The organism is Granulicatella sp. 572.rep1_STHE, from assembly GCF_001073445.1.
GTDB lineage: Bacteria > Bacillota > Bacilli > Lactobacillales > Aerococcaceae > Granulicatella > Granulicatella adiacens.
Map to the genome: position 1 here is coordinate 67578 of NZ_JVBO01000008.1, position 13249 is coordinate 80826.

14 protein-coding genes are annotated in these 13249 nt (G+C 35.0%); all 14 read right to left on the reverse strand.

Annotated features, from left to right (window positions below):
• Positions 1–79: 79 nt before the first annotated feature.
• The 14 genes from ADH99_RS00500 to ADH99_RS00565 all read right to left on the reverse strand — a co-directional run bounded on the left by ADH99_RS00500 (position 80) and on the right by ADH99_RS00565 (position 13195).
• Complete coding sequence (locus ADH99_RS00500) at positions 80–769, reverse strand: GntR family transcriptional regulator (RefSeq protein ID WP_049554425.1); 690 nt, start codon at positions 767–769, stop codon at positions 80–82.
• A gap of 101 nt (positions 770–870) precedes the next feature.
• A complete protein-coding gene (locus ADH99_RS00505; RefSeq protein ID WP_049554424.1) occupies positions 871–1668 on the reverse strand; it encodes a gluconate 5-dehydrogenase in 798 nt (265 codons plus the stop codon).
• Between the two features lie 15 nt (positions 1669–1683).
• Complete coding sequence (kduI, locus tag ADH99_RS00510) at positions 1684–2514, reverse strand: 5-dehydro-4-deoxy-D-glucuronate isomerase (protein WP_049554423.1); 831 nt, start codon at positions 2512–2514, stop codon at positions 1684–1686.
• 427 nt (positions 2515–2941) lie between these two features.
• Positions 2942–3463: a YjbQ family protein gene (locus ADH99_RS00515; protein ID WP_049554422.1), complete on the reverse strand. Its 522-nt coding sequence runs from the start codon at positions 3461–3463 to the stop codon at positions 2942–2944.
• 2 nt (positions 3464–3465) lie between these two features.
• Positions 3466–4155, reverse strand: a complete 690-nt coding sequence (locus ADH99_RS00520; protein ID WP_049554421.1) for a triose-phosphate isomerase — start codon at positions 4153–4155, stop codon at positions 3466–3468.
• A gap of 15 nt (positions 4156–4170) precedes the next feature.
• Positions 4171–4995, reverse strand: coding sequence for a class II fructose-bisphosphate aldolase (locus ADH99_RS00525; protein ID WP_049554420.1), 825 nt, complete (start codon positions 4993–4995; stop codon positions 4171–4173).
• Between the two features lie 2 nt (positions 4996–4997).
• Entirely contained in the window at positions 4998–5282 is a 285-nt protein-coding gene (locus ADH99_RS00530; RefSeq protein ID WP_005605792.1) for a PTS sugar transporter subunit IIB, read from the reverse strand.
• 11 nt (positions 5283–5293) lie between these two features.
• On the reverse strand, positions 5294–6619 hold the full coding sequence (locus tag ADH99_RS00535) for a PTS galactitol transporter subunit IIC (RefSeq protein WP_049554419.1): 1326 nt from the start codon (positions 6617–6619) through the stop codon (positions 5294–5296).
• Positions 6620–6717: 98 nt separating this feature from the next.
• Positions 6718–7182, reverse strand: a complete 465-nt coding sequence (locus ADH99_RS00540; protein ID WP_049554418.1) for a PTS sugar transporter subunit IIA — start codon at positions 7180–7182, stop codon at positions 6718–6720.
• Positions 7172–9124: a BglG family transcription antiterminator gene (locus tag ADH99_RS00545; RefSeq protein WP_049554417.1), complete on the reverse strand. Its 1953-nt coding sequence runs from the start codon at positions 9122–9124 to the stop codon at positions 7172–7174. Before ADH99_RS00545 ends, ADH99_RS00540 begins: the two co-directional genes overlap by 11 nt.
• 277 nt (positions 9125–9401) lie before the next feature.
• Positions 9402–10238 carry a rhamnulose-1-phosphate aldolase gene (gene rhaD / locus ADH99_RS00550; protein ID WP_049554416.1) on the reverse strand — a complete coding sequence of 279 codons (837 nt, stop codon included), beginning with the start codon at positions 10236–10238 and terminating at the stop codon, positions 9402–9404.
• An 81-nt stretch (positions 10239–10319) separates the two neighbouring features.
• Positions 10320–10676, reverse strand: coding sequence for a cupin domain-containing protein (locus ADH99_RS00555; RefSeq protein ID WP_005605801.1), 357 nt, complete (start codon positions 10674–10676; stop codon positions 10320–10322).
• A gap of 15 nt (positions 10677–10691) precedes the next feature.
• On the reverse strand, positions 10692–12263 hold the full coding sequence (gene lsrK, locus ADH99_RS00560) for an autoinducer-2 kinase (protein ID WP_049554415.1): 1572 nt from the start codon (positions 12261–12263) through the stop codon (positions 10692–10694).
• Complete coding sequence (locus tag ADH99_RS00565) at positions 12236–13195, reverse strand: sugar-binding transcriptional regulator (protein WP_049554414.1); 960 nt, start codon at positions 13193–13195, stop codon at positions 12236–12238. Before ADH99_RS00565 ends, lsrK begins: the two co-directional genes overlap by 28 nt.
• Positions 13196–13249: the final 54 nt, after the last annotated feature.

Consider the following 13249-nt stretch of genomic DNA (forward strand, 5'->3'; position numbering starts at 1 on the left):
TCCTTTTAGAATTTGTAAACGGTTTATTTAATAAAAATTAAAAAAAATAAGAATCCCCCACATTAGGAGGATTCTTATTTTATTCAGCAATCAAATTAACTTCATAAAAATCAGGATGGATAAAGCTTTCCGAGTATTCAATCACTTCTTTGGTTGTATTGTTAAAGATTGTTTTCTTTACAATCACTACCGAATTGGTTTGGAGCTCGTTTGTTTCAGGAATATCCACTGTCTTAAATTCAATCGTCATGCTCATAGGCATATTTACTAAGTTATTTTCAATACCCAACTCTTTAGAGACACTTCCACCATCAGTAATATGACGAACTGCCTCTTCACTTAATAAGGTCGTTTGAACAAAACGCTTTTGAATTTTCCATAAAGTATCGTCAATCATCGCCCTTTGAACGATTTCATATAAAGGACCTTTCCCTTCAATTTGACTTAAAACGCGTTTATCTTCACAGATTTGTATCGAAGTCTCTACTCGTTCCGAATTCTTTTGCGGATTGAATTTCTTCGTTAGTCTTTCACTGAAACTAACTTTTCGATGCAACATGTTTTTACGAACGAAGGTCCCTTCTCCTTGTCTTCGAATCAAGTACCCTTCTGCCACTAAATCATTTAATGCTTTAACGACTGTTGTATTACTAACCTGATAGATCTTTTTCAAATCACCTTCGGAATAAATTTTAGAGCCAGGTTTAAATTTGCCTTCGTCAATCTCTTTTAAAATGTTTTGTTTTATAATTTCATACTTTGGTAACACACATAAACACTTCCGTCCTTTTATTTTAAAGTCATCATAACAAAATAATTTCCTCAAGTAAACAGAATAAACACCCCTTCTACGGGAAGGGGCGTTTAGGATTAAGGTTGTTTACCGATGTACGCTAAAATACCGCCATCCACATAGAGGATATGACCATTTACAAAGTCACTTGCACTACTTGCAAGGAAGATGGCCGGACCTTTCAAATCTTCTGCTTCTCCCCATCTTTCTGCTGGTGTTTTTGCGATAATAAATTTATCAAATGGATGTCTTTCTCCATCCGGTTGAATTTCACGAAGAGGAGCTGTTTGCGGTGTCGCAATATAACCAGGTCCAATTCCATTACATTGAATATTGTAGCATCCATATTCTGATGCAATGTTACGTGTTAACATCTTCAATCCGCCTTTAGCTGCTGCATAGGCAGAAACAGTTTCGCGTCCTAATTCACTCATCATTGAACAGATGTTAATGATTTTACCGCCACCTTTTTTAATCATTGAAGGAATAACGGCTTTTGATACGATAAATGGCGCATTTAAGTCCACATCGATGACTTGGCGGAAATCTTCAGCCGCCATTTCATGCATTGGAATTCGTTTGATGATTCCAGCATTGTTGACTAAGATATCAATAACGCCTACTTCTTCTTCGATTTTTTTCACCATTTCTTGAACACCAGGTTCATCCGTAACGTCACAAACATATCCGAAAGCTTTAATGCCTTTTTCCGCATAGTTTGCTAACCCTTTTTCTACTCCACTTTCATTTCTATCATTAAATACGATAGTGGCACCGGCACTTGCTAAAGCTTCTGCAATCGCAAACCCGATTCCGTATACTGCACCTGTTACGAGTGCAACTTTGCCTTTTAATGAAAACATGTCATTTGTCATTTTATTTACTCCTCACTATTTAAGATCTTGCATTGGAACCATATCCATATCGGTATAGGTGATGTTTTCTCCAGCCATTCCCCAGATGAATGTGTAGTTAGAGGTTCCCACACCTGAGTGAATCGACCAACTTGGTGAAATACATGCTTCTTCGTTTCCAACGACTAAGTGTTTTGTTTCTTGCGGAGTCCCCATGAAGTGGAAGACTCTTGTATCAGGTTCCATATCAAAATAAAGGTATGTTTCCATACGACGTTCATGCGTATGACATGGCATTGTATTCCAAGAGCTACCTGGTTCAAGGACTGTATAGCCTAATTGTAATTGGCAGCTTTCGCATTGATTTGGATGAACATATTGATAAATCTTTCTTTGGTTTAATGTATTAGATTCACCCATGCAAAGTGGAACAATTTTTTCAATGCTTAATTTTTTGTTTGGATATTTATGATGCGCTGGAACGGAAACAACGTAGAATTTCGCAGGATTTTCAGCAGAAACACTTGAAAAAGCAATTTCTTTTGTTTCTTTTCCGATGTAGTATCCATCTTGTTTCACCATATTTTCTGAAACACCATCGATTTCAATGACACCAGGTCCCCCAATATTGATCACACCCATTTCACGTCTTTGAAGGAAGTATTCCACTCCTAACTCTGTTGATAATTCAATAGTTAATTTCCCTTCAACTGGCATTACCCCACCAAAAATCATGCGGTCGTTATGAGTGTACGTCAACTTCACTTGATTTGGTTCGAATACTTTCTCAACTAAGAACTCCTTTCTTAATTGCTCCGTAGAATAATGTCTGATGTCCTCTGGACTGTGTGTATATCTCGTTTCCATAGTTCTCCTCCTTAATTGGTTCATAAAAGCTTTTTACTACCAAATCTTTTTTCTCTTTTGGTAGCGCTCTCGCGTTCAGTCTAACACTAAACGAAACCAGTTTCAAGTAAAACTTAACGTGTTAACACGTAAACTTATTCTTTTTATAATATTTTCTGGCGTATTTCACAATATGTAGATTGGATGCGAACTTCAAAAACGCCTTAAAATAGATATAAATTAGCATTATATTTTAGTTCGAAATTCTAGGTTTCACAAAGCGAGTTGACAAAAACCTTTTTTGATTTTTTCAAAAAAAGGTGCAATAAGAAAATCTTATTGCACCTAAAATGAATAGATGGCGACCAGTTTTTGGCAATTCTAGTTTTCGTTTTATTCATTTTCTTAACTAGTAATTAAAATATATTGCATGATTATTTTCATGCCTTTATTCTCCTAAAACAATGACTCTATACTTTCTTGTTCTTTCTCGTGTTTTATCAAAGTCGGCAAAATAAACATACCCAGTTTTACCAATTCCTAATTGACCATCCACTACTGCTAATGTTTCACTTGCACCTATAATAGTGGCCTTGATATGCGCATCTCCATTCCAAAGGTAGCTACGATCTCCATTTGGTAGCCATTCTTCTGGGTTAGGCCATGATTCTACTTCTTTATAGTGTGCTTCGCCTGGATAATTGTAACTTTGCGCATTTATATGGGGCGGAACTATACTTTCTAAGATTCGATTCAAATCTAATTGTAAGAAATCCACTCCGTCTTCATCTCGATCATGTGTATCTTCTTCAAAGAAAATAGAACATGTCGTATGTGCTGTTACAACTGTACAAGTTCCCGATTGAATACCACTTTCTAAAATAGTATCTTTTACACTTTGCGTAATATCCACATAGGATACAGCCTTTTCTTTTGTTTCAACTTTAAACTCTTTTTGAAATACACTCATGATTAACCCTCATTCATCACTTGATCAATCGCTTCAACCATTAATCTCAACATTTCTTTTGGATTTTCAGCTTTTACGATACCACTTGTGCAACCAGTACCTTCTGCGCCTAATTTAATAGTCCGATAGACATCCTTTTCATTCATAATTCCTGCACCTTGCATCATAAGAATATTAGGATTTACTGACTTCACTTGTTCATTCGTTTTCACAATATAAGAATCATCGCTGGTTTGTCCAGTACCAATAAGCTCTGTCGGTTCACAAAGCATAATTGTTGGCTCTAACATTGCAAGCATTCTCGCTTCTTGAATAGAATCCGCACATAGAACTGTAATCATTCCTAGTTCTTTTGCTTTATTTACGGACGCCACTACTTGTGATGTTGTTAATGGATGTTCGGCATGGTTTAAGAACGTTGCTCTAGCACCAGCATTATATAACGATGCTGGTAATACAGCTCCCATTCCCCTACCGCAATCAATTCCATCTAAATGTTGAGCCGTTACAATAATATTTTTTGTTTCACTCGCAACTCTACTAATATCTGCATATGGGCAAGTCACAAAAATACTAATTTCAGGATAAACCTCTGCTAAATGGTCCGCCTCTTTAGCTAACTCTAGTAATTCATCACCAAATAAATATGATTTGGGATTGAAGATAAAGAATTTGCTTTTTACAATTTTCATATTTCTCCTCCTAATTTATTTGGTTTCAAATACTTTGTAATAATGTTCAAGAGTATTTTCCATACCCTTTCTTGATAAATTCACAATATCAATATAGTTTTCTACATATCCATCAGCAACTGCTTTGGCACCAGAGTATATAAAATCACTATAAATGTTAATCTTTGAAATACCATGTGTAGCACAACGATTTAGGTTATCATCTCCAGAACCTGACCCGCCATGCAATACCAAAGGAATAGTAAGTGCTTCATTCAACTCTTCTAACCGTTCAAAGTTTAATTTTGGAGTACCTTTATACAACCCATGAGAAGTACCAATAGAAACAGCTAATGAATCTACATTCGTTTCTTCAACAAATTTCTTAGCATCTTCAACACTCGTATAAATGGATTTCACCTCTTCATTATTCGAAGCAGCATTTGCTCCAACAAATCCAATTTCAGCTTCTACATCTACACCAAATTGATGTGCGTATTCCACAACGTCTTTCGTTTTACGAACATTTTCCTCAAATGTATCTAATGAAGCATCAATCATGACTGAATTAAATCCAAGTTCAATAGCACGTTTAATGAATTCAAAATCTTGACCATGATCGAGATGCAACACAACCGGAGTATTTGTTACTTCTTGGAAATAACGTCCAATTGCTGCTGCGTCTTCTAAACTTAAATATTGAGAATGTACTTGTGCATAAGCAAGAATTAACGGTAATTTTCTAGATTCGCTGATTTCACTGTATGCTTTTGCAGAATTCCAATCGATGAAATTAGTTGCTGGAACTGCATAATGCTCTTTTTTTGCATTTCCCAAAACATCTCTCATTCTTGCTTTCATGATTAAGCCTCCAATGCTTGTTTCAATTCATTCCATAAAGAATCGATTCCCATACCTGTAAGTAATGGCAATCCCATAATTACTTTATCTTTTACGGAATCAGGAACTACTGTTGTAGAAATAACTACGTCATATTCATCAAGTCTATTTACTTCTTCTGATACTTTAGATTGGAATACTTGGACTTTATCTTCGTACCCATTATCTTTCAACCATTGTTTTACTTTACCAACTACCACAGTAGATGTTGCGATACCTGAACCACACATAACTAATAATTTTTTCATAATATACACTCCTATTTTGCAGCACGCACTTTGTTAATATAGAATAATCCAGCTAATGAGCCTAGTAATACAATCGTTAAAATAACCCATGGAGCTGTTTGTCCAGCAAAGACAAATAACCAAGTTGGCCATAAGCCGCCTTCTGCTAGCGCTGTAATACTTGTATTTCCACCTAAATCAAAGTTAGCTGCTTTTGCTGCTTGCGTAACAAGAGGCGCAACCCATGATGTAATATAGAAAATACTTGTCATATAAATCGCTCCACCGACAACTGTTCGAACAATATTTCCTTTAAATACAGCTGCCATTAAGCAGACTACGAATGGGATTGTTGCAAGGTCACCAAATGGTAATGTTTGGTTTCCAGGCAAGATGACTGCAAGTAAAATTGTAATTGGTACTAAAAGTAATGAACTTGATAATACTGCTGGATGTCCTACTGACAATGCTGAGTCCATACCAATATTTACTTCACGACCTGGGAAACGTTTTTGAACGAATTCGTTAGCAGCTTCTGAGATTGGCGTTAAACCTTCCATTAATAGAGACACCATACGTGGCATAAGAACCATTACAGCAGACATTTTAACACCTAATTGAAGAACTCCTTTTGCATCATAACCAGCTAAAAGTCCCATAGCAATACCAATTAATAAGCCTAAAACTGTACTTTCACCAAACACACCAAATTTCTTTTGGATACTTTCTGGGTTAGCTTCAATTTTGTTAAATCCAGGAATACGATCAAATAACCAGTTTAAAGGAATCGCAACTAGGAACCCAGGTGCTGAAGTTCCGTGTGGGAATGTAATATTAGGGAACCCATAGAATTTTTTAATTGCTGGTGCAATAAGATCTGCTAATAAGTAAATCATTACTAAATAAGTAGCAGTTGCATATAAACCCAATGTGAAATCTTGTGTAACTGCGTAAACTAGTGAAGCAACAAAGGCTGCATGCCAGAAATTCCACATATCAACCATCAATGTTTTTGTTAACCCTAAGAATAAAAGTAAAATGTTAATACCGATACCAATTGGAATAGCAAGCGAACCTAACAATGTACCATAGGAAATTGCTGCAGCAGCTGGCCAACCAACGTCGATTGTTGTTAAGTTCAAGCCAAAACGTTCAACCATTGCTTGGGCAGCAGGTCCTAAGCTACCTCCTAGCAAATCGACTACCATATTTAATCCTACAAAACCAACCCCAACAATAATACCTGATACAAAGGCTTTTTTAGGTTTTGTTCCAAGAGCCATACCAAAAATAAAAATTAAAATTGGTAGAACAACAATGGCTCCTAAATCAATAAATTTTTGAAATAATTCTAACATTATAAATTCCTCCTAATGTATAAAATAATCAGAATATCAGTCTGATACTGATGATTTAGTAACTTTCTGTCCTCCTCTCCTATTACCAAACCACTAAATTATTTAATATTTTTTAATGCTAATACTTCTTTTATCTCTGAGTTAGGTGTATTTTCATCCATGCTCAAGATTCTTTCCATTATGTCTTGATCCTGTAAAACTTCCATCAGTTGTTGAAGCATCGTCAATTGACTGTGTGCTTCTTTCAGCGCTAGCATAAAAATTACTCTCACTGGAACTTCAACATCATTTGTTCCCATTTGATAAAACGACACAGCTTCTTTCAATGTCATTAACGCTATTTGTTCTTTATTCACATGTTCTACATCTGTATGTGGGATAGCAATTCCATACGCTTCAAACTGCAATCCTGTCGGAAAAACATGCTCTCTATCAATAATTGCTTGTTTATAAGATTCTTTTACAATTCCTTTACTGATTAATTTATCAGCCAAATAGCTTAACGCTTCTTCTTTCGTTTTCATGTTTGGAACATTCATTTCAAAGACTTCCTCATTTAGCATTTTGGCTCACCTCCTTTAATAGTCTTTCCTTAATTTCATCACCATTATTCATGAACACCAATTCATTCATTAATTCTTGATTTTCAATCACAGAATATAATGCGATTAAACTATCTTTAAAAATCGGAATATCATTTTCTGCAACGGCAATAAGGATGATTAATTTAACATTATTTTTACCCCAATTAATCGGCTTATCTAATGTCATAAATATTAATTCAGACTGATTAACAAATCTTGGATCACAGTGAGGTAAAGCAACTCCTGTGTATACACTTGTACTACCTAACGTTTCTCTTTCAAGAATTGACTCTTTAAACCCTTGAATTCTCCGATTAGACAGGTCGCATTCATCAATCATTTTCTCAATACATTCTTTTTTATTTTTCACAGATACATGAATTAATTTAGGTGTCTTAATTAATGTTTGTAATGACTCCATGTTAAACTTTCTACCATCTAAACTTGTTCGCATTAATGTGTAATTATCAGTCATATGATCAGTGTAGAAACTTCTTATAGATTCAATTTCCCCTTTTGTAAGAATTGGGCTAACCTCAATCACAGGAATCGTTATATCTGGAAGCGAAATTGTAGAAATAATTAAATCGATATTGCTTAAATCATAAAAATCGATTTCTCGTACACTAATATTTGTAATCTTTGCATCTGCATCAAAAATCTTGTGGAGCTTACTCATGATTAATTCTGAAGTTGCGATACCATTTTGACAGATAACAACGACATTCAGAGGTTTTAGTATTTTCTCAATTGCTAATTGAAAATGAATTACGATAAATGCCAACTCTTCGTTAGGAATATTGATTTCATAGTACTTACCCAAGTCTCGAATAGCGATCCAAATGACATTAAACAAACTAGAATATTGTTTTTTTATTTCCTCTATAGCAGGATTCGTAATGTAAATTTGATTTCGTAATCTGAAAATCATTTTTGAAATGTGGTTTGATAACATCAATTTCAAATGTTTGTCTTTAGTTAAGTCAAGACTAAGTAAACTAGATACTTTTTCGATTAATTCATTTACCTGCTCCTCAATATTTTGAATATAATCAGCTGATTGTATACTAAACCCGTAAGCAAGCAAACTATACGCCATTGCTTCAATCTCATAAGGAGAAATTTCTGAAAAAGGCTTATCAATAATGTTCTCCAACAATTCTCCAGAAAAGAAATAAACTTCTAAGTGGTTAAGATCATTTATCAAGTTACTTGTTCTTTTCGTTAAGTAATTTTTTTGATCAGTTCTCTTTTTAAAAACTAGACATTCTGTAAGTAATAACCATGAATAATCATCTGAAAATTGGTGATGATACTTTTGAGATAATCTATCAATAGCCTCTCTACATTTTTCAACATCGCCTTTTGTAAAAAATCCTTCTAACCCTTCTTCACTACGGATTGTTGGATTTTGAGTTATATAAGAATGTAATGCTTTTCTAATACTCCATTCATCACCATCTACATAAAAACGATCATGTTTGATTCGGATTTTCAAATCAAACTCTCCTAAATTATTCTCTAATTTATCAATATCTCTATGAACAGTTGATTCTGTAACGTACATTTCTTCAGCAAACTCATAGATATCTAATTTATCTTGATTAATAAATAACCTTTTAATAATCTCTAATTCTCTATACTCTGGTGAATAATTTTCTGCCCCAGATTCAAATTTATTCTCCAAAAGAAAAGCATGAATCCTTTTTCTTTCTTCATCAGCAGATAACTTGATTCCTTTTCTTGGAACTTTAATAATTCTGCTGTTCAATGCTCCTTCTTCTAAAAAGTAATTTATTTTGTCAATATCTTGATAAACAGTTTTCGTAGAAACTCCGTACTTTTCAGATAATTGGTTTGCTGAGAGATACTCATTTTGTTTAAGCAAAAATTCTAATAGGAAAATTTGTCTTGCATTCATGCGTTCACTCCCTAATCAATTTATTTCTACTGCAAGCGTTTTATCACACTTCTAGTATATGATATGCCTACAATTATTTTTATTCGTTCTAGTTCCAGATTAATGTGGAACTAGTTATATTTTTATCTCTATTTTTTATATTTTCATTAACATATAGCAACCATAATTAGATTTAATTTAGGTATTAATGGGAATATTTCGGATTTTATACTAGACTTTATAAAAAAATAAGAGATAGAACTATGTCTATCTCTTTTCTAATAAAAAATGAAGTTTCTTAATCATTTAAATATTTGCCTTCTACTCCTAAAACATCACAAACTTTCTTCAAGTCTGCCTTAGAAAGAACATTGTTTTCGTGGATGCTCTTTCCGCTGACACGTTTTAGTTCTAAGGCAATATGTGCTGCTTTATCGGCTGTTTCAATGAGACCAAAGCAGTCTTGGTAATCTTTTCCGGTTGAAAGAACCCCATGTTTAGCCCAGACAACAAGACGATGAGTCTCCAGTTCACGCGCTGTATCGTCTCCGATTAACTGAGTTCCTGGGACTTCCCAAGGCAACACAGCGATTCCGTCGTGGAATACAACGATAGATTCTGTTAATACGGACCATAAATCAAGCGTTAATGATTCACTCGTTACTTCATCTAATAATGAGTAAATAACAATATTGGTCGCATGATTATGAATCACAACACGGTGATTGGAATCCACTTTTAGACGCGCAGCATGAGCGAGTATATGCATGAAGATTTCACTGGTTGGACGTTTTCCCGTCACGAATCCTGCTACTACTCGGTACCCTTTTGGAGTCAATTGAATGATTCCAGTGTCCTCATGAGGTTGTAAACACAATGTTCTGAAGTGACTTCCTGAAGCGGTGATTAAGAGATATTCTCCTTGTACGTGCTCAGGGACATCAAGCACTTCCACTTCTTTTCTATTTTCAGTGTAATAAGTGTACGAGGTTCCTTCAAGGTCTGCTTCAATCGAACTGGCTTCCTCTTTTGTGAGACGATAACTTACATTACCACCATTGTATTCATCCCACCCCTTATTCCACATGTCATATGTCACATGGCAGAGTTCATAAATATAGTCTGGGTATGTCATACAAATCTCCTTTCATTTCTATAAAAAATTAAAAATTATAATTACAATACCCCCTGTGAATCATTCATCAGGGGGCTCTATTTAATCTTCAGGCTTGAAATCAGGTGCTTCAATCTTATCCACTTCTTGGAAAGGTGCCAATGTCGATACCATGACAATTGGTTCATCATAAGGATTTTTTACATAATGAACTTCATTTGGTTCAATATGAATAAACTCTCCTTTAGATAAAGTGACTTTTGCATCATCAACATAAATATCAATTTTCCCTTCAAGAACATAGAAATTTTCTTCCATAATTTCATGATAATGCGCTGGAAAATCTTGTCCCGGATTAAATCTTACTACTGCAAAATTGGAACGTGGCCCTTTCATTAAGTACTTTGGCCCACTATCACCAAAACGATAATCTTTCTCTTTTTCATCTAATACAAACATACAATCACTCCTTTATTATTCAGAACCTGGGGCAATCCACATATAATCTGTTAACCCCTTATCTGAAATATTTAGCAACTCTTTATAAAGCACTTGCCAATCATTAAAAATCTCTAAATATTTACGATGATTATCCATATCCGGTTCGTAAACTTTGTCAATTTGAACATATTGGGTTGTTTCTTCCAAATTATCGTAAACGCCACTACCAATCCCCGCTAGAAACGCAGCGCCTAGTGCTGTCGCTTCTTTTTCTTTTGGAGTAATCACTCTGATCCCTAAAATATCTGCGATTGTTTGTGACCATAACTCACTATAAGCGGAGCCACCAGCGAAGAAAATTTCATCTGGTTTATTTCCAGTGATTTCTTCAACCATTTTCAAGTGACCTAATGTAATCAAACCAGCATTTTCCATGATGGACTTATAAAAGGTTGCTTTATTAAATTTTAAAGGGTCAATTGAAAAGTTTGTGAATGTTGGGCTCGCGTGCTTCAAATTTCTAAAGTTCATGACATCCGCAAAAATCGAATGCATTCCATAACATCCAATAGGAATTTCTTTCGCTTTTTGATCCATAAGCGCATACACAGAAGTTCCTAATTGTTTAGCTAGTTCCACATCTAAGTCTAAAAACGCATCCCTAAACCATCTCATCACGAGACCGGAACTCCAAGCAATTGCTTCTTGTTGCCACACAGAAGGAACCGAATGGCAATTTACTCGAATTCTACCTCTGTCATCCACATAAGGTTTATCGGTATTGAATTCATATTGCCAAAAACTTCCTCCAAAAAGGGCAGCTTGATTTGGTTTAATGGATCCAACCCCAATACAACCTAGTTGAGAGTCTCCACCACCGCAAACTACGATCGTTGATTCTGAAAGGCCAGTTTGACGAGCAGCTTCAGCACTTACATTTCCTACTGGAACCCCACTTTCATAGACAGGTGGGAATATATCATCCTTTAAGCCACATTTCTTCGCTACTTCCGGTAACCATTCGCGTTTAGCTAGGTCAAATAATCCGCTAGTAGAAGAATTACTTGGCTCTGAAACGATTTTTCCAGTTAATTTGAATACAATCCAATCGTTTATCATGTTCATATATTTAGCCTTTTGGTAAAGATCTGGCTTGTTTTTTTGAACCCAAAGCAAACGTGGAACTGCACTCAATGCAAATGTTTCGCCCGTTTCAAGATAGATTTCCATTTCTAATGTAGGATGTTCCCTCTTTAATGAAATTACTTCTTCTTTGGCTCTAGCATCGATGTTAGAAAAACCAATTAATTCCTTTTGATTTTCATCATAAAGAATGAACCCTTCTCTCATTGAATCTGTTGAGATTCCTTTAATATCTTCATGAGTAATATTATTTTTTTCTATTAGATTTCGAATACAGCGCTGGATAATCTCCCAGTTTTTTTCAAAATCAAAACCTACACTTCCTGGGTATTCATCGTATACAGGATGTTTCCATTCAATTTGCTCAATAGCTTTTTGCACACCGTCTTTTTGGAATAAAATAGCTCTAAAACTCCCTGTGCCTCCATCGAGCGCTAATAAGTATTCTCTTCTTTCTTCCATGTGCAGTCTCCTAATAGAAGCTCTGCTGTGTTTTCATCCGTAATTAATACATTAACAAAACCATGTGTAATAGCAGTATGAATAATTGGAAGTTTAGCGTCTCCTCCAGCTGCAACAATGATATAATCATAATTTTTAAGTTTATCTAGCTTGGTACTGATGATTCTGTCTTCAATCTCATCATCAACGAGATTGCCATCCTCATCCATAAAGTGCATTAGCATATCTCCAACTGCACCTTTACTCTTTAAGCTTTCAAACTTCTCAGGTGTGAGAAGACCTGATTTCAGTATGGTCGAATGTTCTTGCATTCCACCTAAACTAGAAACAACTACATTGATTTTCTCCGTCATTTCGACAATATCGGATACTGATTTTTCTTTCAAAATTGCTTCCGTTAATTCTTTACTACCTACAACTAATGGAGCAGGAATTAAATAGTGTTTAATATCAATGATTCCATTTCCAATCTGTCTGATATAGGGCATTACTCCACCAGTCATGGAGATGACAGATAGTTTTTTATCCGTCAAACCTGATAAATGTCTGAGGAAGGCTCCCATTGTTTCACCATAACCAACTCCAACGAATGCATCATCTTTAATTAAATCATTCAGATACATGGCCGTAGCTTGTCCTAAATCTTCCGCTAAGTTTTCATTGCTACTCCATGGCACAACAAAGACATCTTTTAAATTGTATTTTTCTATTAACTGTTGTTCAATCTTGTTTTTATCCCGATAGACTGTCGAAAAGTGGAAACGAACAATTTTCTTTTGACGTGACTCTTCTAACATTTTGATGATTTTAATTCGACTGACAGAAAGACGATCTGCAATCTCTTTTTGAGTCAAACCATCAATATAATAGAGCCATGCAACCTTATAAAGTAATGAATCTTTATAACGTTTATCTTTTTCAGAAAAATCCATTTTATTTACCCTCTTTACGAAAATCTTAACTGAATAAAGTATACACTACCCAAA